Origin of the sequence: Flagellatimonas centrodinii (genome assembly GCF_016918765.2) — a bacterium.
GTDB classification, from domain to species: domain Bacteria; phylum Pseudomonadota; class Gammaproteobacteria; order Nevskiales; family Nevskiaceae; genus Polycyclovorans; species Polycyclovorans centrodinii.
Genome location: NZ_CP092105.1, coordinates 1 through 20141, shown reverse-complemented (window position 1 = coordinate 20141; position 20141 = coordinate 1). Strand labels below are relative to the sequence as shown.

The window sequence follows — 20141 nt, the reverse complement described above, 5'->3', positions numbered from 1 at the left end:
CACTCCACTCACTCACCGAGAAACGACATGTGCTATTCCGCCCAGGTGTACAGCGACTATCGGCGCTACATGCGCGAATCTGGCGCTCGTCTCGATATCGCAGCGTTTGCCGCACTGTTTGCATCTTCTCAGCGGTTGCCGCAGCGCTCGAAAGCCCTAGACGCACTGTTTTTCGTCCCAACGTCCCCCGAGGAAGAAGCGGTCAAAGCACTCCTCGACGCATCGAATCGTGCACAGATAGCGATGTGGCAGCAGGAGCTCTTCAATCAGAAGGCGCGTCTGGTCCAGGCCCAGCGGTCCTTGGAGGTGAAAACGACCAAGCGGGCTTTGAATGACGAGAGAGTTGCCACTCTCAAGATCCGCCGGCTGACCACTCGGCTCCGCTCTGTGCAGACCCTCGAGGTAACACCTGCATCTGCCCGGATTTACCCGATGTGGTACGCACCCATCATCGTCTGTGAAGGCGGTCAGTTGGTGATAAAGCCGATGCGCTTCCACTGTCGTCCGGCGGGTAAGCCCCCCTCCTATGACAGTCGCTACCCCGGGTGTTACAACGCCCGTAGAGACAACCTATCGGGATTCTGGAAGGGCCACTTCGGGTCCAGTCACGGGGTATTGCTGGCGTCAGCCTTCTACGAAAACGTCGCCCGCCATGATCTTGAACGGCGACCACTACGAGAGGGGGAGCCCGCGGAGAACGTCGTTCTCGAGTTCCGACCGCGCTCTGTCGACATCATGCACGTGGCGTGCATCTGGTCGCGCTGGGCAGGTCCAGGCGGCGAAGAACTGCTGTCGTTCGCGGCAATCACCGACGAACCGCCAGTCGAGGTTGCCGAGGCCGGCCACGATCGCTGCATCGTGCCCCTCAAGCCGTCCAACGTGACTCGGTGGCTTCAGCCCGACGGTGATACGGAAGCGTGCGATCGACTGCTGGACGATCGCGAGCGCCCCTACTACGACCATCGATTGGCTGCCTGACTCCCCTCAAGGACCGGTTTACCGCCGCCGGCGGCGCCTCGCCTCCGTCGATCGGAGAGCATGATCGCCTGAAATCACGACCCCATTCTCTCCCGGGTCTGCCTCTGGCCAGTTCGGAGGGAGGATCGAACGCAGGTCGATCGCCACGTTCACCTTCGCATCTAGTGGTAGGTCCTCATAGACCCGGAGATCTGGGAGACTCAAGTGTGCGTCCTGACGGCTCATCACGATCAGAAACGCGACCGGGAAGAACTTCATCAACCACCCAACAAAAAGCGAGTTGCCTCCTATCACCGGGGTAAACGCAAACCCACGAACGATTACCTGCGGTTTGAATGGGTAGAGCCAGAAGTGGAAATGAACCCCTAGCGGCACGGTTCCACTCCCACTCAGAAACCAATCCCTGAAAGGCTCATGGTCTTTGTGTGTCCCGTACGCATCGACAGACGCTGCGGCGAGGTGCCCGTAGACGGCGCGCATGATCTTCTGAGGCTCAACCTGCACCGTCAGAGTCTGGGGCAGAGTTTCACGAAACCGGACCATAGCGCTTAGTTGATTCGTGAAGCTGACAAGCGCGGGGTCATAGATCCCACCCAGTTTCTCGTTGTTGCACTTCGCACACAACGATCTGAAGCGCAATCCGGTGTTCGCTCGGACCTTGCGCGCTTTGTGTTGGTGGTTGAGGGCGTCATTGAGACGCTGTACGTCAAATGCCCCCGGGCTGATGCAAGCCTTCGGCGGCGTGTGATCCTCGGTCAGTTTCCCATGCTCGCCGCAGATGTTGCATCTGCCTTCCTTGGGGCCGCGAAATTCCAAGGGCTTCATGGGTCCTGACCGTTGACTTCATTGAATGCAAAGCCCTGGCCTTCGAGGCGGTGTTCAGAGACACAGGGAACGTGTCGCAGCTTCCAAGCCCCTGAGCGGGCGTTGATACGCTGGAAGGCTACCGCATTGATTCCAATAGGAGCAACAACGGTTGCGCGCGAGCCCACATTCCCACGCCGCTCGACCCTCATTCAACCCCCTAACGCGGGCCAATCACTCTTGGTGTTCCGGGAAGCCGCGAATAGCGCTGGCCTCAAGGCGCCCAAAGAAGTCATTGACTGATATGGGCTGCGACATGAACCGTGGTGACCTGCGGCTGCTGACCTTGTTCAGCGCCAGCTTTCTGGTTTTCTTTGTATGAGATCATCAACGCCAAGGCAGCACCGAACACCACAAGAAAGATTAGGGCTCCAATGAAGGTCCCTTTCAGCCAGTCGTCGCCACTGACGCTACGATGTTTCCTGACCATCTTTTACCCTCACTCTGCCGTCCGGTATGTCCACGAAGCGGAAGTTCCGTTCCGTGCAAAATCTGGCTGACTGAACCTACACGCCAACCACCTTCTGCAAACAGCCCTTCAAACTATTTCCGCCGCCGGAACTCCCATGGCTGGATCGGATTTTCGCCCTGCCACAGACCCCGGCCCGCGCTGCTTGCCGCAGATTGCCGGTCATAGCACGAGCGGTCGCGGACATAACGGTCGTAGCACCAGGCCAACCCAAGATCCACCATTCTAAAGTTAACGCTTTGCCCGTTCCGAGCAATGTGCGCCACCCAGCGGCCGTACCTGTCAACATCGACGACGTAGAGTTGAACCCGCTGCCGGTAAACCATATCGGACAACGCCTTCTTTGAAACTTGTCCGAATGCCTGCTTCGATTCCGGCGCGTCGATCTCGGCGAGCCTAACCCGGGCCTCCGGCTGCTCGCCGCAGCGCACTTTGACGGTGTCGCCATCGGAGACACCGAAGACGTTGCAGGTTTGCCAGTCGGCCTGGGCCGCACCAGCAATGCCGCAGACTCCGAGAACCAACGCCACGAAATGCTTCATTCAACTTCTCCACGTTCACGGCCAGCACCGCCAGCCAGATTCAATTTCACTGTGAAATCGCCTGGATCCTGCTAGGGCGAAACGGCTACCGATCCGGGTGTTGCCCGCTCCGCGCCGCCGTCCGTGTTCGATCGCCAGCGTCCCACCGTGAAAGCTCCGATTCACATTCGCTGCAGACCCCGATGCCGGCTGCCCTGTCGACACACAACCAGGAGCAGGGATCGCCCGAAACAGGATGAACACAGGCTTGAAAGTCCGTGCAACCACAGCCAATACATTCAGAGTCCGAAACCTCGATCAAAACGCACCTCCGGTAGTTTCTGATTGGCTAGACGACCCGCCGGTCCACTTTCCGATTTCACAGTGAAATCGCGCTCAGACTGGGCCAGGGAGGAAACAATCTGCCGTTGGCCACAACCCGACTACAGCTCTCGGGGGCCCGCCCCGCAACGCAGCGCCCCAACACCCCTGTCAGTACAACTGGCCCCGGAAACTGACGGTCATCCCGATCATCGACCGAGCTGAAATATGCAGGCCCAAATCCGTGCGAATGAAGATCAAATACGACGTCCAAGGGATCGACGATCGGCGGTTCATATCGGATTGATCCCGGCGATGCCGAAACGCGCGGTCCATCGGCATGCCAAAGTCGGTAGCGCATTTGGCCACGATCCCAATAGATCCACCCTGCCCACTCGTCGGGGCTGCACGATATCGCGGCATCAGACGCCTCTTTCAGCAGCGACGTTGGAATCGGGCCACATGTGAGCTCGACAGCATTCGCGACCTCTCCGTAGGGGAGCCCGATGCCGCTTGACAACGACATCACTACCCTGAGAACCCTACTGCGAGCTTCAATCTTCAATCCATCGTTCGTGACCAGGTAGCGAACGCCACCCACAGCCAATTCGGGCACGGAGCTTCGCGAGGGCGTCACGATGACCGGCGTCGTTTCAAACAGCGACCGGTCCACAAGGTCGGTCATGTAGGGCGGAGCGACCACACTCATGACAATCCCCGCAACCAATCAGCCAGACAGACGCCCATTGGGCGCAGTTGCTTCACCTGAACAGGGCGTTTGCCCTGGGCCCGCCAAAATCGCAGCACGTTAGCATTCGTCGTGGGTTTGTTCCCCGGCAACACCGCCGTGTGGTTCACATGCGAGAACGCCGTCTTGAACATCGCATCCTCGGCGCTGGGCCGCCCGGCCCGCGAGGCACGCAGTTCTACGCCGCCGGGCAGGCAGACCCGACCGTCACCATAGACGTTCATCAATGGGGCGTGATAGAGGTTCACGTTTCGGGTGCGCTTGCACGCCGCAGCCGAGCAAGCCGCCACAGCCAGCGTGCCCCGCGCCGTGACGGCGAACACAAGGTCAGGCCAGCAGACTGTTACATGGGCATCTTTTGAGCCAAGCCGGAACCACATGGGACGTACGGCGCCAGGAACCAGCCACGACACCAGACCGGGCGTCATCGCAAGAATTTCGGGCTCCAGAAGTAAATTTTCCGTATCGCCTGGATCACCGTATCCCAGCCTTTCCAGCAGCTGGCGAACACTCGATTCACTGAGCAGGACCCCGACACCCAAGCCCTCGGCATCGACGGGGTGCTCCGTAACGACAGTGATTCGTTGGCCCCGCGAGATCAACTCCCCGAAAACCAGCGCTCTGTTGGCTGAGTACGGAGTCGATTCACCCCCATTCGCATCAACCGCATGCACGTCAATTGCCATTTTTACTTCCCGGAAGGTTTTGCAGGTGTTCCAATAGCCTTGCCATACCGACCAGCCCCGCAACCACCTCTCGTGCAACACCTGGATCACCATCGATCAGCACGCAGGGAAACTCCCCCGTCTCATCGATGACATTCCACTCGACATCGCAGAGCGGCAACTCATCCATACTGCCGGCAAGCACGGCCCCGACCTTCAACGAAACTTCGCACTCCTGATAGTGCCTGCACAGCTTTCGTGCCGAGCGCTCGTATTTGCGCAGAATCTCCAGGCCCGTCTCGACCCAACGCCCCCAAACTGATCTGCGAACTCGTTTCGGCAGTGCACCGAATGCGGCCACTGCAGCAGAGCGACTTCTCAGCTTCTTGCTGTTCTGAACATCGCGCTCCGAGCGGCGGCGGGCCAACTCGGCAGCAACCAGATGCCGCCTTCCATCTTCGAGATTCCACAAGGTGTGCTGCGCCGCATACAAGCCTGTCCCCTCGGTTTCTTCTTCATCCATATTCGCGAGGCGATCCATCGCCTCAACGAGCGCAGCCTCGGTATGTGCTCCTTTCAGGTAGCAGAGCAGTTCATCGCCGTACCAACCGCCCTGCAGAAAGTCGGTGATGGTTGGTACTTCGGCCCCTCTGCCGCACCGCAGGGCAACCCACCATACAAAGGGGCGAAGGGTCGATGGAGGCCCCTCCCGGCCGCCCGGGATGACGAACACGACGGGGCCGACTACTTGCTCGAACCGCAGTTGCGGACACCCGATGTCCGACAACATAAATCGGCTGCTAGCGCTCGAGAGCTCTTCACCAAACTGTGTGGTGGCGGTGGAGAGAATGGAACGAAGCTCACTCGTTGCACTTGGTGAACGCCAGGCTCGCGCCACCGCCCCTCGAGTGATATGCCTGGACCTCAGAAACCAGGTGAGCGCGGTAGCGACCACCATGCGCGTTTCCGGCCTCACACCTGCCGCAGTACAGTCGCTGGCGAGCAACTCACCTTGTTTCGCGAGTGAGTCGAATGCTCCGGCTCGCCACTTGAGCGGAAGCGCAATTCCTGATGCAAGATGTCTGTTGGCGTCCATACCTCACCTTGACCCGCGACAGCTTCCCCGCAATGTCCCGCCGTGACAATGCTATTCGTCGCGCTCCGCGTGTTGAACCAAGGCCACCTCGAAGCGGTGCGTCGGAAAGGCACCAATCCAGCGGTTCTTCACTGGGTCCCAAGCACGATAGTCGGGGTCTCGGCGCCGATGGAGGTCCTCAAGATACTGTGATCGATACCGCGCGACACCCTCCTCGCCAAGGCGGGCAACAGCAGCCTGATATCGGAGATGATGTTCCCGCTCACCCTTCTCTCGCTGGCGGCGTTCTTTGAGCTGGTCAGCAGCAGATGGTGGAGCCGGGCGTGCTTCAACTGCTGCAGGCCGGTCAACGACCGCAAGCCGATCGATTAGCGCCTTAGCGTATGCCGCGGTGCTCTTCTGAATTGCGCCACTGGCTTGCTTCGCCTCGACGGTCGCCGCAATGTTGAGCGCCCACTGCGGATCTCGTTGAGCCGCCATGATCGCGACTCGCTCACTCAATCCAAGGGCCACCAGTCTGATCACGGGATCGGAGCTTCTGAGCTCCGTAGCCTCGGTACTTTCCAACGGAATCAGCGTCCGCTGGGGGTTGTCCCTGATACGAAAACGAATGCCCGTTACCGGCCGCCCTCGGCCGGTGGCATGGCGATACTCGGGCTCAACCAGGATGTCTGACAGCTCGTTGACCTCCCTGACCGCAGGCTCCACTACCTTTCGCCTGAGGTTTCGGAAGTCGTCGTATGCGGGGCTGGTAGCCCCCATGATTTCGCGGAACACCTCTGTGCTCCAGTAGTGCGGATCACGGCTTGTGCATCCTAGATTTCGGTACCGGACCGTATTCTCGTAGAGTCGAATTGCGAAGCCGCTGCTGATGTCCCGATTGAGACCTACGTCAATGCTGGCGTACACCTCCGGGTTGTACATGTGCTCCGCCATTTGCTCGATGTAGCTGTAGCGGCACATACCATTCTGGAACTCAGCCCAAGCGATTAGCGTCCCCTGACCGATAAAAGGCGACTCAGCTGATCGCGCGCTACGCCGCTTGCGTTTCCCAGCTGCGCCCACCTGACCACCACCTCCGGGCTCCAACACAGCAAATCGCACCAACGTCGTCTGGAGAGCCGCAACGGCATCCGCGAGGTAATCGACATCATTGGAGTTGAATCCGGCCAGAGCGGACAACGCTGAGATCGGAATCTCATGCACACGCTGCGTCAACAGGTTGTCGTAAGCATTCAGATGAAGAACGTTCACCACTTTATGCTGCAGCAGGCTGAGCGTGCCGCTGATATGGATCAAGCCGACGTGCTTCTTCAAGACCAGCGACAGCGATCGCCCTGCTTCGCTTCCTCCCCGCGCGGCCTTTAGTGTGTCCATCTGACGAAGTGTACCGACACATAAACGCCGATCTCAATCCGACTCCCGTAGAGGGACACATAGACCAACCGGTCCCGCCCTCGAGCAGATTCACCCGTCCAGGCTCAACCTGTTAATGGACACATGGACAAATGCCGGGAACGCAGCAAAACACTGCTGCATCTCAACACGCAGGTCCCGGAAACTGGCACAGAAATCCCGCAGAAGGACACATAGTTCCCGGAAAGGGACACTTGAATAGCCCGCAGTTACTGGATTCTCAACTTTGCCGGTCCTGGAAACGTACACAAGATCGGTGTTCGCCCATCACGGAAAGGTACACCCGGAGCGCCACAAGTGACTGAATAAAATGCGGATTTGACGTGCCCAAACTGTCTGAAACAGAGTTGAGAAACGGTTGCTATTTCTCGGGGCTGCCCTTCGAGCGCCGCTTCCGCGAGGCCGGCGCTCCATTCACGGGCTCTCCATCACCCTCAATCTCTTCCGGCGCCGGCGGCGCGAGACGCTTGGGCACTACCCCCTTGTCGACGATCAGCACTTCAAGCTGGCGCAGCATCAGATTTCGAGCAACTTCGGTCGGAGTCCGCCCGTATAGCCCCACCTGGGCAATATCGCGAAGGTAATCACGAACGTGCTCCGACACCACGTAGTGAATCGTACAGTTGCTGGGTTTTTCTGCCATCGCAGCAGTCTATCGGCATAGCCATCACTATGGAATGACTATGTGTCCACTTACGGGAATTGCAGCCGAGGGTGGCGCCCATCCCGAAAGAGCGAGCATCGGTTCATTGATTCGGCAGCCCGAATCCGCCGGCCATTAATGCACGAGCATTTCAATTTCACAGTGAAATCGAAGCTGGGCCCCGCCCGGTTTTGAAAAATGTTTCACGTGGAACAGTTCCACGAGGCAGCGATTCCGCGCCGAATGCCCTACAGCGGGAGCACACCTCCCCTGCCCAGGGCGCCAAGCGCGCGCCGCGCGAGGGTCGGAACTGTCGGCGCGCGATTGGCTACCCTGACGACTCCAGGCGGAACGTCAGGGTGCGTTTCGAAGGGCGGCAGGGGAGGGCTTGTCCTCCCTCCATCTGCCGCCCATGCGTCAATCGCAGACTCCCAATCCGGTTTGGGGACAGGCCCCTTTGCGGGCTTCCGGGATGCCATCGCTCTACCCTTTTGTTTTGGCTGCCGGGGGCTCGAACCGATAGATGAGCAGCGCCCCCTTCTCCTGCACCTCGGGCCCCGACAGAGCCGCGTTGGCCAGATAGGGCCGACCTACCGCAATGAGCCTCGCGGCCTCCTCGGTGGGCATGCGCCCACTCGGGTCGGGATCGGGAATATGCACCGACCCGGAGACGAAAACGCGGCGCGGCATCTGAATTTCAGAGTGTTCCATGTGACCCCCTCACTCGTCAGCGAACAAATTGACCGCCGACTCAGCGGCCGCTTCCTGCCCAGGATCGGCGGGGGCTGGCCCCTTCTTGGCGATCTGCTGCCCTTCAGATTTCGTGGCAGAGCGATCAGCAACATTGCGCACGGCTGCCGTCTTGTCGCTCATTGCCGCCGCCGCAACCCCAGCTGCATCGACAGCCGCGAGTCCATCCATCGCTTCGGCGCGGCTTTTGGCGTACACGCGAAGCGCCTTGTCGAACTCGGCATCGAGATCCGATCCCCGCAGTCGCAGATGAAGCGGCGACATCAACGCCGCCCGCAGTTCTTGCGTTGCCCGCTCGGCATCCGATGTCGCTTCCTTCTCCCACCCCTCCGGAAATTCGACGCGGGGTATCAACAACACATCGAGCCCGCCCGATACGGATTTGATCTGCAGATGAACTTCCTGCCCGTTGCCGCAGGCCGCCTTGATTTCGTTCCACATCGCTCACGACTCCTTTTCAGTTTTCTTGCCAGCAGCATCACGCGCCCGACCCATCAGCTTCGCCTCGCCCTTCAGTGCATCCTGGACGCACCGCTGAACACTTGAAGGAACGAACGCGTCGAAGTTGTGCTGTGAATCCATCACAGCAGTGATCAGGTCGCCCCGCGAACCGCTCACCAGCTTCTTGAAGGCTTTCTCGCGAGCGGCAGCGTCTTCCCCGGCACACGAGTCAACGAAACCGGCCTCAAGCAAGAGGGCCTCAATGCCTGATTTGGTGAGTGTTTCGAGATACGCCTTGTCCAGCTTGAACCGTCCAGCCAACGGGACGTCGAGCGCATCGATCAGTGCTGCAGCGTCGATGACACGCTCGCGCTTGCAGTGGTCGTCCCCCATGCCGTGGTCTTTGTCGCCCTTGAGGCTTAGCAGCAGACCGAACAGCTCGTCCTGCAATGCTTCCAGTTTTTCCAACGGCAGCGCAGCGAAATGACGAAGTCCAAGACGAGTGCCCGGGAGCCCATGTGCGCTCATGTCCGGTATCCGCACGATGGATGCCATTCCGAAGCACGTCGCTGCCAACCGGAGGCGAGAATCACCGCACAGCGTCTCGCTACCAACCTGCCGAATGAGGCCGCAGTCAGCAGCAATCGCCTTCTTCGGCACGGCGGCAACAGCCGCCTTGGTGCCCTTCTTGGTTCCGAGGGCGCTCGACTTGCCAGCCTTGCCAGCCTTGCCCGCCTTTGCACCCTTACCGACCGACGATTTCGCCCCCTTCGCCCCGCTATTCACGGAGGTCGTCGCATCCTCGACAGGCGCCGAACTTGCGGCATGGGCTGCGGCCTTCTCACGGTTGCACTCCGTATCGAAGCACACGCCCGAAGCGATCTTGCCCTCGCCACCGGGAGCCGTGCAGATCAAAGCCCCGAAATTCGCGCATCCCTTGCAGGCATTCGCCTGTGCCGCGCCAACCCCACCCACACCGTCGACCACCAATCGGGTGTATCCGTCAGCCGCCTTTTCCCGGTCGAGCCAAACCACATTGAACTCGCTGGCCTGCTCCGCTTTCAGTGCCAAGAGGCGCGCTTCGGTCTTTTCGCCCCAGCAGGATCGATTCGAGCAGCGCCCCTCACCCACATGCTGCTCGAACAGACTGGCCTGTGTCGTCGAATTATTGGGGCATCCCGCACAGCCTCGCGTATCGAAGATTGCCGATGAAAGCTCCTGAGTGAACGTCCCCATCTGAGCCTTCAAGACCTCGACAGTGACTCCTCCCGCCAGCACCTTCCCAAGCACTTTTCCCTGCATGTCAGATGGAAGGCTGGCCAAGAGTTCGGCATGTCCGAGCTTGATCTCACCCGTCATGAGAGCGTCAAGAACCGACTCGGAGGCATGCAGCAGCAGAAGTCGTGACCGCAACTTGCTGCGGCTCCAATCCAGGGCCTGCGCTGCTTCTTCTTCATTGCCCTCGGCCAGATCAAGCGCCCGCTGAGCGGCCTTGGCTTCTTCGGCGGCGCTGATGTCTTCGCGGTTGTCGTTCTCAGCGATCGCAGCCTCCAGCGCCTGTGCGTCCGAAAGCTCGCGAACAACGGCGGGGACGTCAGTGAGTCCCGCCATGCGCGCCGCGCGCACCCGGCGTTCGCCCGCTACAAGCCAGTACCCCCCATCCGGGCAGGGGCGCAGCAGGATCGGCTGAACCACCCCCCGGCGCTCAATGTTGGCGGCAAGTCGCTGAAGAGCGCCTTCATTGAAGTGGCGCCGAGGATTGTGCCCCTCCTTCGTTTTGATTTCGTCCAGCGGAACACGAAGCTCCTGCGTCGGAACCACCATTGCTTCACCCATCTCGCACTCCTGATTTGATCGAAGTACCACCCTTCGCACGGCAGCCTGCCCCGCAACTGCTTTTCAATTTCACTGTGAAATCGGAGCAGTACCAACTCAACGCGGACGCTTGCGGCGCCGGCGCTTCACACCATTGGAGGAATCCGATCCACCCTGCATGAAGTCCCAGGCGGCTGGATCAATCTGGAGCGGGGACCATTGGCCGGCTGCAATGTCGACGAACACCCCGTGGTGACCAATTCGATCCTTGGTCAGCAGAGGGGTCAGCACACTACTGATGCCCGCCTGAGCGACACAGGCGTTGATGCCGAACTCCTGCGCCCGGAGCGCTGCCGCCAGAGAGCAAGATGGCTCGGCATCGTCGTCCACGTCAGGAAGCCCAGGGAACAGATTGACCACATTCGGCAGCCGGGTCCCGGTGCTGTCCTTCCAAGTGAGGAGGTGGCCCAGAATGACCTGTCCAGTCACCGCGCCGTTGCCGAAATCGAGCCACATTACCTCTCGGGCTGTCTGGTCTGGAACAGCCCCCTTCGCCCGCTTGCAGCGGAAATATTCGCCAATCTCTACTCGCACGCTGGCCCGGTCCACGCATGTCACAAGCAAGTCCTGACCCGGACTGAAGGCACCATCCAGTAAGCGTGGCGTTGCGAACTCCGGCCTGGCGCACCAGTTCAGGCCAAACCCGACATTGAATCGAGCAGCAAGCACCTCTGCTTTGTTGTAGCCGACATCACTGGGGTAGAAGCGTTGGCGGCCGACATTGCTCTCCGACACAACGTCGCCATCCCACAGACGCACCGACAACCCTCGGGGGTGTCCGAGCGCGAGAAGAACCAGGTGAAGGCGCGCCAAGGCGTCGGCAACCTCACTCCCGGTACCGCCACACCCGACCAAATCGACCTTGATGGCCCTCTCCATCCAAGACGAAGGGGCTGAAAATGTTGCCGTGCTCATAGAGGTTCTCCGATAGTGAGAACACCCTTCACTAGGTTGAGCGCACCGCAACCCGGGCTGATCAGAATCAGTCCCAACGCAGCGCGGCAGCGCTGCTGTACTCCTGTACGTTGCCCTCAAAGAAGTTGCGCTCCTTCCGAAGGTCGACCATCTCCGCCATCCATGGGAATGGGCTCTCTGTCGGCGGATACAGTGGATCCAGCCCTATCTGTGCACAGCGACGATTCGCGATGTAGTGCATGTAGTTGACGAACATCCCCGCATTCAATCCGAGAACACCTCGGGGCATCGTGTCGCGGGCGTATGCAATTTCCAACTCCGTTGCCTCAGCAATCATGTCGCGAAGCTGGGCCTGAAACGCCGGCGTCCAGAGGTGAGGGTTCTCGGCCTTGATCTGGTTGATCACGTCGATGCCGAAGTTCATGTGCATCGACTCGTCCCTGAGGATGTACTCGATCTGCTCGCTGACTCCGGGGAGTCGGTTTCGCCGACGAAAACTCAGGAGCTGAACGAATCCCACATAGAAAAAGATGCCCTCGAACACCACGTAGAACGCAACCAGGTCCCGAAGCAGCCGCTGGTCGTTCTCCGGCGTTCCAGTCTGGAAGTCACGGTCGGCCAAGCTCTGCGTATACGGCAGGCTCCAAGCTGTCTTGTCATGTACAGAGGGAACCTCACGGTACATATTGAAGAGCTCGGATTCATCCATCCCCAGACTCTCAATGCAGTACTGGTAGGCGTGCGTGTGAATCGCTTCCTCGAAGGCCTGTCGCAACAAGTATTGACGACATTCGGGATTGGTGATGTGGCGATACACAGCCAGGACCAGGTTGTTAGCGACCAACGAGTCGGCCGTGGCGAAGAAGCCCAGGGCACGCTTGATGATGACGCGTTCGTCATCGGAGAAACCGTTGGGGTCCTTCCACTGCGAGATATCGGTCCCCATCTCGATCTCCTGCGGCATCCAGTGGTTATTGCACGCCGCGAGGTACTTCTCCCACGCCCACTTGTACTTGAACGGCACCAGCTGATTGAGATCGGCTCGGCAGTTGATGATCTTTTTATCGTCCACCTGAATTCGGCTGGCTCCTATCTCCAACGATTCGAGCCCTGTTGCCCCGGATTCTTGCTTCGATAGTGAGGGTGTCAGCTGAAAATCTTCTGCCCGGGGCACGGGTGGTATTGGACCTGCAGGACCCTCGACCGGGTCATCCCATTCAAGCATCTTCCTTCTCCTGAGCTTCCTCCGCTCCTAGACCGAGCGCGGCCCCAAAGCGGGCTCGGATTCCGATCTCAGCGGAGCCGCCACCGCCTGAGCCACAACCGACGTGACACCGGCCATGTCCGAATAGATGCTCTCGGGGAAGAATCTCAGTACACGCCAGCCGTTGACGCACAGGAGGTTTTGCCGCAGCCGGTCTCGTTTGAACCCCTTGAGGGTTTTCCCGTGGTGCTGCCAACCGTCCACTTCGATCGCCAGTCGCTCATCAGGAAGTGCGATGTCGATCCTGAACTTCCGGCCTGGCACGGCGCCGGCGAACTCCCTTACGACCTTGTCCCCGTAGATCGCGAAAAGCCTCTGATAAAGGAGCTCATGGGGCGGCGAAGCGCTGTCACAGCTTTGTCGGTATACCGACATTTGCGATGCGACACGATCAGGAATGGTCGGACGCTCAGAGATCCAGCCCCGTTGTAGCGCGTGATCGACACTGAATCGCACGGCCATGGCTAGAAGAAAAGGGCGCGTTCATTTCGCCCCCGCATCCTTTCTGCGATATTGATCGGATTGCTGCCGGGTCGCAGTCCATTTCCGGCGCCTGGCTGCTCCGAGGGCATTCGACGACCATCAATCCCGGACACCTTTCCGGGAATAGTCGACGCTTCGACGTATCCCTTCTTGCGCTTGCTGCGGACGAGCTTGCCAAACTCTTTCATCAAATCGCGGCCTCGCAGATCAATTTCCCGCGTGGTTCCCCCACCTTGATGTGAGCTGGGGAGACGACCATACCGGGTCAAGAGCGACACAGATCCATCAGTGAAACTTCGCGCTTCGATCTCATAGAACTTGCGTGCGCCAGGCAGCGTATTGATCAGCCACCGGTACTCGATTCCAGCTATATCGGTCATGACCACTCCAGTCGGAATGGTTCATTGTTCGTGCTGACGGCAGCCCCGCAATCAGTCGAACCAGCCGGCAAGCTCCGCCAGCGACACGCCCAAGAACAGCGACAGCATCACGCCGAGCACAAGGGCTATGTCGCGCCAGAGTTGAGCGCGTCGAGTCTGACGGCTGAGTGCGTTGTCCGCAGCATGCCAGCCCTGCTGAAGTGCCCCGTTCATCAACTGGTCAGCCCCCTCGCGCTGAACATCATTGGCGCCCGCCCGTTCACGATCCAACCGGGCACGGACGCCAGCGTTGTAGGCAGACTGCAGCGGATCTTCACCGTTCGTGAGCAGCGGCATCAGTGCCACCCCTCCTCCAGCGACTCGGCTTCGGATCCCGCGACTTCCACTTTGATCATCAGCAGCCGCGATGCGGCTTCCAACATTTGGCGTTCCTCCGCGGAACCTGGGGCCACCTGGATATCCGAAACCAGCGCCTGCACGCCGCCGCTAACACTCAGCAACGTGTCGAGCATATCGTGAGCCTCCCCGAGGTTTTCGGGATACGCAGACGGCTCCATATCGGGCCAAACGTATTCCACAAAGCGCTGTGCAGCGGCATTTGCATCCATGGCTGTTGCTCACTGAAGGTTTGAGTTTTAGACGCTTGGGAGACCCGTTCTCCACTCGAAGCGTGCACGTCATAAAAAAGCCCGGCCGAAGCCGGGCTGAACAACTGCGCAGGTGACGTTGAGGAGGGAGGAAGCAATCGACCTGCGCGCTCGTACCACAACCTCTTAGACGGCCAAGCCCACCGGATCGCTTCATTCTCGTGGCGCCCGCAGTATCGTCGAGACACAGCCGTCAGGCTCATAGCCGCAGAAGCTGGCGTGCTCCGGCCGGTGAACCAGGCGATCGAGATAGATAGCCTCTCGTCCGTCGACCTCAACAACCACGCCGAGAACCCGAGCAAGGATCACCTCTGAAGATCGCGTCAGTCGAATCGTCGCAATGTCATCGACGATATCGACCGTACCGCTCACGTGACCGGGAGCCTTACTCATGCCACGTTACCCAATGCTGAACCTTCAGGAATCACAGCATCTCAACCTTCAACGAATGGCGGCGGGAATCGCACCGACCAGCGCGGCACAAGCGCCCGCTCACCCGGGGCCAGCATGCGCCGAGGCAGTTGCGTTTCTACGTCCACTTCGATGCGGTACTTCATTGGGGTTTCGCCGATCACACGGCATGGGAGTTCACGCCGATGGGCGACGGCGTCGATCACCAGCAGCGCTCGGCGCCCTCGAGCTACGGGTGCGAGCTGAGCGCCCGGAGTAGGTTCAGCGTCCAATTCTCGTTCTCCTCGAAGTCGACAGATCAACGGTGTGTTGCGGGTCGCTCCACTCTGCTGAAGGTCTAAAATCCCGCAACAAACTATGTCTGCCCAGCGGTGGACCTGCGGACCCACAAGCGACCGCGTTCGCTTTCTCGCCGCTCAATTCGACGAGCCTCTTCGAGTCGTAGAACGACAGCTCCCACACGATCAGCAGTAGTGCCGAGTGCAGCTGCTATCTCTCCGGAAGTCACACCCCGCGGAGCCAGGCTGACTGCTCGAAAAACCTCTGCGCGGCCTACCGGCCGGCCCCGCCGGCGCCCCGTCGGTGCACTTTGGCTATCCACTTGTGGCTTCCCACACGAGCCGACCAGGGCCAACATCGGCGTAAAGCCAGGAAAGCGCTCGATCACCACCCGGCCCTCATCGAGTAGCTGCTCGACCTCCTCGACCAGTTCGTTGAACTCGAAGGCGCGCTCCAGCCAATCGTGAAGGGCCGCCAAGCTCATACGATTGTTCCGTAGAGCATCCAGGACTGCATTCCTGCAGCTGGGCGCACGGTAGTCGTCACTCAGATGGACAAGAGTGGGCGTCGTCTGAAGGGCGTTGTAGTGCCCGATACTCCCCATGGCGGCGCCCATCAGTGCCACCGGTCCGAAGACTGAGTGTGAATCTTCAGGGGGACCAGTTCGAGCGCTTCGTCGCAGCCCAAGTACCGGCGGACCGTAGAAAGTTGGTGCACGAGACGCAGCACCGGCGCCACCAGCGAGCGAGCATCCGCGGCGTGGCCAGCATCCCAGAAGGGCCCCTGGTCGAACCCAAACGCGGCCGCCACAGAGATCACCACCCCATCGTCGGCCGACGAAGCAACACCAGCGACACCGTCACATTGAAGCCACAGGCGACCATCGACGCTCACCGACACACTGTCGTCCCGTGACACCACGCGCAATGGCCGTTTGAGCGCCGATCGGACCTTAATGATGAGCCCGCGGCTCTCAATCGCGGCTTGATGCGCTCGATCTTCCGAGCCTGAGTAGGCATGAGTCTGTGGGTGCGGCGCCATGATCGCTCCTGGTGTAGTGGAGCAATCAATCTGGCCAACGCCTACCGCCCCGCAAGGGGGTCAGCAGGCCGGGTACCGTCGCCAGGGACTGTTGCGCGAACAGCGGCGTCCGTGGTCACTTGGAGAACCTGCTACGAGCGTCAATGCTCGACGTGCTGGCCACCGGCGCAACCGAGCTGCCATCGCTGAGGTGCTGATGCCGCATCGCTGCGCCCACTGAGCCAGCGTCAGCGTTTCGCCATCCAGAGTGAACTCGCTGTCACCGCGCAATGGTCTGGTGTTCACTTGTCGAAGGTTCGCCCGCCGAGGTTTTTCTTGAGTAGCAGCTCTCCCCGATGCACAGGAATGTCCTTGGGAGCCTCAACACCAAGGCGTATCTGACCTTGCTTGATATCGAGCAGGGTTATCTCAATGTTTCCCCCGATGATGATGGTTTCGCCAATGCGACGCGTGAGAATGAGCATGATGATGACCGTCCTGGTCCCAGCTGATGCTGAGCTGTTGATGTTGTCCTGTTGAAGGGCTTGCGCCCAGCATTTCTACACTTTTAACAGGTTAACAACTTCTTTTAGGGTCGGCATAAAGCCTTTATAAACAGCGACATAAACAACGAACGAGCACCACATTTAGGGCCAGAAGGCGCCGATTTTAGGTCCGTTGGGCTACGGATTTAGGGCGACCGAGCACCGGATCTAGGGGTTAGGGGCATCAGATTTAGGGAAAGGGCTACGGATTTAGGGCCTCGATCCGCTGAGGTGCCCATATTTAGGGACTGCCGCGCTGAGGGCTACAGATTTAGGGGGGGAGAGTGACCCATAGCACCGTCTAAATCTGAGCTCTGCCTTATTTTCGCCCTAAATCTGTATACCTTTCGCCGGTGGACTGACCTCCGGCAGCTCCTCTCATGCCGTTACCGGCGACCTCCCCCTAAATCTGTAGCCCTCAACCCCAATGCTGGTGGCGCGAAGCATCCGATGGCGATTGCTACGCGAGGCGCTGATGCTTTCGGAAAAATATCGCAAAAACAGGTGGATGCAGGGCGTGTGGGCCTGCGATCTGACCTCTCGATGCTGAAATGTGACCGAAATTAGGACTTCCAGCCGGCAGTTTCAGTCACTCCGCTGCTCACGCTGCCCTGCTCATCCCAGTTCCCGAGCCATAGCGCCTGGTCGCGATGCTGCCGATTGCCCCCCTAAATCCGTATACCGCAAGGCGATCAGCCCCCAAGGCCCTGCCTCCGATCCTCCCGAAACTGCCCAGAACCCCCTAAAGTCGGGCACCTCAGCGGATCGAGGCCCTAAATCTGTAGCTCATACGCACGGACTTGAGCCGCCGCCCGCTACGGCCCGAGTGCCTGAAGGTGACCGTTCGTCGGCCGACAATTCGAGGTATCGCAATAGGTTATGGTCTATCGGTAGCCGGATTTAGGGCGTCCTGCTCTTGTCAGCACACGGAAGGCATTCCAAGACTCGCCCAACAAGGAGATTCCATGGCAGCGAATGCAGTAGCGAGGGCGACGCCGGACAGTTACGTAATACAGGCAAACAATCTCGCCCGCGGTCGCGTCGACCGCGACATCTCGATCCACGCCACGCGCCTCCTTCTGGTCTCAATCAGCAAGGTCGAGCATGAGGCTGGTGATCTGTTCGATCAGATCCTGATCTCCTCGCAGGAGCTGAGAGAGATTTTCCCGAGTTACTCTCGCAGCAAGGCCCTGGGGACGTTTCTTGACGAGGCAGCTGACATTCTTCTCGGCCTGCGCGCTGAGACTTACAACGGTCGAGAGGGGTGGCGCAAGGTCAACCTGGTGCGATCATCGCAGTACCACCCCGGCCGCGGCTTGTTGGTGCAGTTTGATCCGGAGATGCACGAGGTGCTGCTTCGGCTGAAGGGGAGGTTCACCAAGTATCAGCTGCGATCGGTGGCAAGTCTCTCGACGAACTATCAGATCGTGCTCTATCAGTTCCTGCGCTCCTACACCCATGAGCATGAGATTGATGTCATGTTCGAGGACTTACGCCGGCGCCTCAATATCGGCCCAACCGAGTATCAGCGAACAGCCCTGTTCATTCAGCGCATCCTCCGGCCGGCGCTTGATCGGATCAACGAGACGACGGATCTCACGGTCACGTACATCCCCCTCAAGGAAGGTCGGAAATACTCTGGCTTTCGGTTCAAGATCTCGCTCAAGGAGGGCGAAGCCCTCAGCCCCCTGACAACTGCAGCGATCCGGATGCTCCAATCCAGATCGGTGACGCCGGAGCGGGCGAGGGAATTCGGGATGGCCCTGCCGCTGGAGACCATTTTGCAGACGATGGCCTACGCTCACTACCAATCTGCCAAGAAGGCTGAAGCCGGCCAGCGAACCATGCAGAACCTCGGAGCCTACATTGCAAAGTGCCTGTCACAGCCGTTGACCCTCCCGGAGAACGACGCCGCGTTTTCTCGTGCTCAGAAGGCAATTGCGAGGGAGTTCCGCATGAATGTCTACGAGCTGATGACCAGCGCCGAGCGCGACTCCATCCGGTCCAGCTTCCGAGCAGGCCTATCAGGGCGCCTGGCCGTCGAATGGGACCGATTTGACGGCCCAGAAACGAGCGAGCTCAAACAGATTTTCGCTGAGCACCTGGCCACAATCATCAGTCCCGAATCAGGTCGGACTCGGCTTTACATTGGTGGTATGCCTGGAGCTCGCGCGGATCGCGCTATCGCCTCCAGGACGGTGACGAGCTGACGCAGATCGTGCCACAGCCCTTTGGGCACCGTTTGGTAGTGCCCTCCCAGTCGTGGCCACAGAGCGAACAGTGAAGCCATCTTGGGACGTTGTTTTCTGAAGCCGCAGCCAGCGGGTGCTCGGTGGTGTGTCGTCCTCGCCCCGCAGGGAAGCTCGACCTCTCTTTCAATCCGGTTTGGTGAGCACGTTGCCGATCATGCAGCGATTGCAGACGCTCTTCAGCGCGGGCGCTTTCGTTTGCCAGCACAGCGAATAGATCGGGATGGTCGATCCATCGCAGCCCCTCCAAATGATCGAGCTGACCACGAAGGATCTGTGAGCAACTCCGTTCGGCTGAGGACTCGGTCACCATCAATTTCAGAACGGGCCCCAAATCCATTGCCAGCACCCACGATTCGGTAGGCGTAGCCAGCTGGGCTTGAGGTCGTGAACGTTCCGGGTGGAAGAGGAATATGAGTACGCGCTGATCGCCGACGTATCCCTCAAGATCCGCAGTGCCGTATGGCGTTGCGATCAATGTCCGGCAGTCTTCGATCGAGACGGTCTGAGCAGCCGCGACGGTGGGACCGTAGCCCGATCGCAATCGGAACTCGGGCAGATGGCATTCCAGGGAACGAATGGCCGCAAACTGCTGCAGCGCCATCTGGCGAATCGACACCCACGCGGAATAGTCACACGTTGAAATCGGTCGGCTTTGGGTCGCGTCGGAATCGTGGGCGAAATGCCAGGCGTTTACTTCGCCCTGTCGCGCGCTAAGGCGGGCCTTGCAGGACGGACAGATGCACCCGCAATTGCGCCCGCGAGGCACTGCAGCAACATCAACCAATTCACCTCGACCGACATGCAGTCCAAACGGAATGCGTTCCATACCCCTGACCTGGCGTTTTTCCCGATGGGGAAGGTTATCCCGTCAACAGGCGCTCGCACAGCCTTGCGTCAGGATCGGCACCACCAATGATCGTCTCAGTGACGACATCGGCCATCGGGAAGTCGAGATTGGCCTTCACGGCTTCTCGAATGCAGGACAACGGATCGTCAAAGCGCTGAACCGGACGGCTGATGTGCCCCCGGCGGTCAGCTACATGTACGGCAAGCCGGTACCGGCCTTGACGGCAGTCTGGCTCTCGCGAGGCAACAATCCTGACACTGCCCCCGCCATCGGAATGGCACAACACCTGGTCGAATAGCGTAGTCATCCTG

At 59.6% G+C, this 20141-nt stretch carries 25 protein-coding genes; 3 read left to right on the top strand and 22 right to left on the bottom strand.

Annotated features, from left to right (window positions below; translation table 11 throughout):
* The first annotated feature begins 27 nt into the window (after positions 1 to 27).
* Positions 28 to 978, top strand: a complete 951-nt coding sequence (locus JN531_RS16665; RefSeq protein ID WP_228350031.1) for an SOS response-associated peptidase family protein — start codon at positions 28 to 30, stop codon at positions 976 to 978.
* An 18-nt stretch (positions 979 to 996) separates the two neighbouring features.
* On the opposite strand, the gene JN531_RS16660 is transcribed toward JN531_RS16665, so the two are convergent.
* From JN531_RS16660 to csrA, 21 genes are all read right to left on the bottom strand, one after another.
* Entirely contained in the window at positions 997 to 1803 is an 807-nt protein-coding gene (locus tag JN531_RS16660; RefSeq protein WP_228350030.1) for a hypothetical protein, read from the bottom strand.
* 271 nt (positions 1804 to 2074) lie between these two features.
* Positions 2075 to 2272 (bottom strand): hypothetical protein, encoded by a 198-nt coding sequence (locus JN531_RS16655; protein WP_228350029.1) that lies wholly within the window; start codon positions 2270 to 2272, stop codon positions 2075 to 2077.
* A 113-nt stretch (positions 2273 to 2385) separates the two neighbouring features.
* Entirely contained in the window at positions 2386 to 2853 is a 468-nt protein-coding gene (locus JN531_RS16650; protein WP_228350028.1) for a thermonuclease family protein, read from the bottom strand.
* 358 nt (positions 2854 to 3211) lie between these two features.
* Positions 3212 to 3838: a PRTRC system protein A gene (locus JN531_RS17475; protein ID WP_366522460.1), complete on the bottom strand. Its 627-nt coding sequence runs from the start codon at positions 3836 to 3838 to the stop codon at positions 3212 to 3214.
* Positions 3839 to 3858: 20 nt separating this feature from the next.
* Complete coding sequence (locus tag JN531_RS16645) at positions 3859 to 4587, bottom strand: hypothetical protein (RefSeq protein WP_228350027.1); 729 nt, start codon at positions 4585 to 4587, stop codon at positions 3859 to 3861.
* Entirely contained in the window at positions 4577 to 5662 is a 1086-nt protein-coding gene (locus JN531_RS16640) for a hypothetical protein (RefSeq protein ID WP_228350026.1), read from the bottom strand. Before JN531_RS16640 ends, JN531_RS16645 begins: the two co-directional genes overlap by 11 nt.
* 51 nt (positions 5663 to 5713) lie before the next feature.
* Positions 5714 to 7039: a replication initiation protein gene (locus tag JN531_RS16635; protein WP_228350025.1), complete on the bottom strand. Its 1326-nt coding sequence runs from the start codon at positions 7037 to 7039 to the stop codon at positions 5714 to 5716.
* Between the two features lie 400 nt (positions 7040 to 7439).
* The gene (locus tag JN531_RS16630; protein WP_228350024.1) at positions 7440 to 7721 is read right to left on the bottom strand and encodes a hypothetical protein; all 282 of its coding nucleotides are present in this window, start codon (positions 7719 to 7721) and stop codon (positions 7440 to 7442) included.
* A 483-nt stretch (positions 7722 to 8204) separates the two neighbouring features.
* Positions 8205 to 8432, bottom strand: a complete 228-nt coding sequence (locus JN531_RS16625) for a PRTRC system protein C (protein ID WP_228350023.1) — start codon at positions 8430 to 8432, stop codon at positions 8205 to 8207.
* Between the two features lie 9 nt (positions 8433 to 8441).
* Positions 8442 to 8912 (bottom strand): hypothetical protein, encoded by a 471-nt coding sequence (locus JN531_RS16620; protein ID WP_228350022.1) that lies wholly within the window; start codon positions 8910 to 8912, stop codon positions 8442 to 8444.
* A gap of 3 nt (positions 8913 to 8915) precedes the next feature.
* Positions 8916 to 10748: a PRTRC system ParB family protein gene (locus tag JN531_RS16615; protein ID WP_228350021.1), complete on the bottom strand. Its 1833-nt coding sequence runs from the start codon at positions 10746 to 10748 to the stop codon at positions 8916 to 8918.
* A gap of 96 nt (positions 10749 to 10844) precedes the next feature.
* Entirely contained in the window at positions 10845 to 11702 is an 858-nt protein-coding gene (locus JN531_RS16610; protein ID WP_228350020.1) for a PRTRC system ThiF family protein, read from the bottom strand.
* A 67-nt stretch (positions 11703 to 11769) separates the two neighbouring features.
* Positions 11770 to 12927 (bottom strand): ribonucleotide-diphosphate reductase subunit beta, encoded by a 1158-nt coding sequence (locus JN531_RS16605; protein ID WP_228350019.1) that lies wholly within the window; start codon positions 12925 to 12927, stop codon positions 11770 to 11772.
* 27 nt (positions 12928 to 12954) lie between these two features.
* A complete protein-coding gene (locus JN531_RS16600; protein WP_228350018.1) occupies positions 12955 to 13428 on the bottom strand; it encodes an endonuclease domain-containing protein in 474 nt (157 codons plus the stop codon).
* A gap of 2 nt (positions 13429 to 13430) precedes the next feature.
* Positions 13431 to 13829: a WGR domain-containing protein gene (locus JN531_RS16595; RefSeq protein WP_228350017.1), complete on the bottom strand. Its 399-nt coding sequence runs from the start codon at positions 13827 to 13829 to the stop codon at positions 13431 to 13433.
* Between the two features lie 51 nt (positions 13830 to 13880).
* Positions 13881 to 14165 carry a hypothetical protein gene (locus tag JN531_RS16590; RefSeq protein WP_228350016.1) on the bottom strand — a complete coding sequence of 95 codons (285 nt, stop codon included), beginning with the start codon at positions 14163 to 14165 and terminating at the stop codon, positions 13881 to 13883.
* Entirely contained in the window at positions 14165 to 14437 is a 273-nt protein-coding gene (locus JN531_RS16585; protein WP_228350015.1) for a hypothetical protein, read from the bottom strand. Before JN531_RS16585 ends, JN531_RS16590 begins: the two co-directional genes overlap by 1 nt.
* 192 nt (positions 14438 to 14629) lie before the next feature.
* Complete coding sequence (locus tag JN531_RS16580; protein WP_228350014.1) at positions 14630 to 14869, bottom strand: hypothetical protein; 240 nt, start codon at positions 14867 to 14869, stop codon at positions 14630 to 14632.
* 41 nt (positions 14870 to 14910) lie between these two features.
* Positions 14911 to 15093: a hypothetical protein gene (locus JN531_RS16575; RefSeq protein ID WP_228350013.1), complete on the bottom strand. Its 183-nt coding sequence runs from the start codon at positions 15091 to 15093 to the stop codon at positions 14911 to 14913.
* A 688-nt stretch (positions 15094 to 15781) separates the two neighbouring features.
* Entirely contained in the window at positions 15782 to 16207 is a 426-nt protein-coding gene (locus JN531_RS16570; RefSeq protein ID WP_228350012.1) for a PhoX family protein, read from the bottom strand.
* Positions 16208 to 16488: 281 nt separating this feature from the next.
* A complete protein-coding gene (gene csrA / locus JN531_RS16565; RefSeq protein ID WP_228350011.1) occupies positions 16489 to 16671 on the bottom strand; it encodes a carbon storage regulator CsrA in 183 nt (60 codons plus the stop codon).
* 1025 nt (positions 16672 to 17696) lie between these two features.
* On the opposite strand from csrA, the gene JN531_RS16560 reads away from it, so the two are divergent.
* A complete protein-coding gene (locus JN531_RS16560; RefSeq protein WP_228350010.1) occupies positions 17697 to 18941 on the top strand; it encodes a replication initiation protein in 1245 nt (414 codons plus the stop codon).
* On the opposite strand, the gene JN531_RS17505 is transcribed toward JN531_RS16560, so the two are convergent.
* Positions 18913 to 19809, bottom strand: coding sequence for a competence protein CoiA family protein (locus JN531_RS17505; RefSeq protein WP_436233324.1), 897 nt, complete (start codon positions 19807 to 19809; stop codon positions 18913 to 18915). The two genes, JN531_RS16560 and JN531_RS17505, sit on opposite strands and share 29 nt — an antisense overlap.
* On the opposite strand from JN531_RS17505, the gene JN531_RS16555 reads away from it, so the two are divergent.
* A complete protein-coding gene (locus JN531_RS16555) occupies positions 19799 to 20128 on the top strand; it encodes a hypothetical protein (protein WP_239795369.1) in 330 nt (109 codons plus the stop codon). The two genes, JN531_RS17505 and JN531_RS16555, sit on opposite strands and share 11 nt — an antisense overlap.
* The last annotated feature ends 13 nt before the right edge of the window (positions 20129 to 20141 follow it).

Excerpts from the sequence above, each read along its gene's own strand:
- JN531_RS16580 (WP_228350014.1), bottom strand. The coding sequence starts at position 14,869 with ATGAGTAAGGCTCCCGGTCACGTGAGCGGTACGGTCGATATCGTCGAT.
- JN531_RS16630 (WP_228350024.1), bottom strand. The coding sequence starts at position 7,721 with ATGGCAGAAAAACCCAGCAACTGTACGATTCACTACGTGGTGTCGGAG.
- JN531_RS16610 (WP_228350020.1), bottom strand. The coding sequence starts at position 11,702 with ATGAGCACGGCAACATTTTCAGCCCCTTCGTCTTGGATGGAGAGGGCC.
- JN531_RS16645 (WP_228350027.1), bottom strand. The coding sequence starts at position 4,587 with ATGGCAATTGACGTGCATGCGGTTGATGCGAATGGGGGTGAATCGACT.
- JN531_RS17505 (WP_436233324.1), bottom strand. The coding sequence starts at position 19,809 with ATGGAACGCATTCCGTTTGGACTGCATGTCGGTCGAGGTGAATTGGTT.
- JN531_RS16560 (WP_228350010.1), top strand. The coding sequence starts at position 17,697 with ATGGCAGCGAATGCAGTAGCGAGGGCGACGCCGGACAGTTACGTAATA.
- JN531_RS16605 (WP_228350019.1), bottom strand. The coding sequence starts at position 12,927 with ATGCTTGAATGGGATGACCCGGTCGAGGGTCCTGCAGGTCCAATACCA.
- JN531_RS16655 (WP_228350029.1), bottom strand. The coding sequence starts at position 2,272 with ATGGTCAGGAAACATCGTAGCGTCAGTGGCGACGACTGGCTGAAAGGG.
- JN531_RS16600 (WP_228350018.1), bottom strand. The coding sequence starts at position 13,428 with ATGGCCGTGCGATTCAGTGTCGATCACGCGCTACAACGGGGCTGGATC.
- JN531_RS16640 (WP_228350026.1), bottom strand. The coding sequence starts at position 5,662 with ATGGACGCCAACAGACATCTTGCATCAGGAATTGCGCTTCCGCTCAAG.
- JN531_RS16615 (WP_228350021.1), bottom strand. The coding sequence starts at position 10,748 with ATGGGTGAAGCAATGGTGGTTCCGACGCAGGAGCTTCGTGTTCCGCTG.
- JN531_RS16650 (WP_228350028.1), bottom strand. The coding sequence starts at position 2,853 with ATGAAGCATTTCGTGGCGTTGGTTCTCGGAGTCTGCGGCATTGCTGGT.
- JN531_RS16555 (WP_239795369.1), top strand. The coding sequence starts at position 19,799 with ATGCGTTCCATACCCCTGACCTGGCGTTTTTCCCGATGGGGAAGGTTA.
- JN531_RS17475 (WP_366522460.1), bottom strand. The coding sequence starts at position 3,838 with ATGACCGACCTTGTGGACCGGTCGCTGTTTGAAACGACGCCGGTCATC.
- JN531_RS16570 (WP_228350012.1), bottom strand. The coding sequence starts at position 16,207 with ATGGCGCCGCACCCACAGACTCATGCCTACTCAGGCTCGGAAGATCGA.
- JN531_RS16660 (WP_228350030.1), bottom strand. The coding sequence starts at position 1,803 with ATGAAGCCCTTGGAATTTCGCGGCCCCAAGGAAGGCAGATGCAACATC.
- csrA (WP_228350011.1), bottom strand. The coding sequence starts at position 16,671 with ATGCTCATTCTCACGCGTCGCATTGGCGAAACCATCATCATCGGGGGA.
- JN531_RS16625 (WP_228350023.1), bottom strand. The coding sequence starts at position 8,432 with ATGGAACACTCTGAAATTCAGATGCCGCGCCGCGTTTTCGTCTCCGGG.
- JN531_RS16585 (WP_228350015.1), bottom strand. The coding sequence starts at position 14,437 with ATGGATGCAAATGCCGCTGCACAGCGCTTTGTGGAATACGTTTGGCCC.
- JN531_RS16590 (WP_228350016.1), bottom strand. The coding sequence starts at position 14,165 with ATGCCGCTGCTCACGAACGGTGAAGATCCGCTGCAGTCTGCCTACAAC.
- JN531_RS16595 (WP_228350017.1), bottom strand. The coding sequence starts at position 13,829 with ATGACCGATATAGCTGGAATCGAGTACCGGTGGCTGATCAATACGCTG.
- JN531_RS16620 (WP_228350022.1), bottom strand. The coding sequence starts at position 8,912 with ATGTGGAACGAAATCAAGGCGGCCTGCGGCAACGGGCAGGAAGTTCAT.
- JN531_RS16635 (WP_228350025.1), bottom strand. The coding sequence starts at position 7,039 with ATGGACACACTAAAGGCCGCGCGGGGAGGAAGCGAAGCAGGGCGATCG.
- JN531_RS16665 (WP_228350031.1), top strand. The coding sequence starts at position 28 with ATGTGCTATTCCGCCCAGGTGTACAGCGACTATCGGCGCTACATGCGC.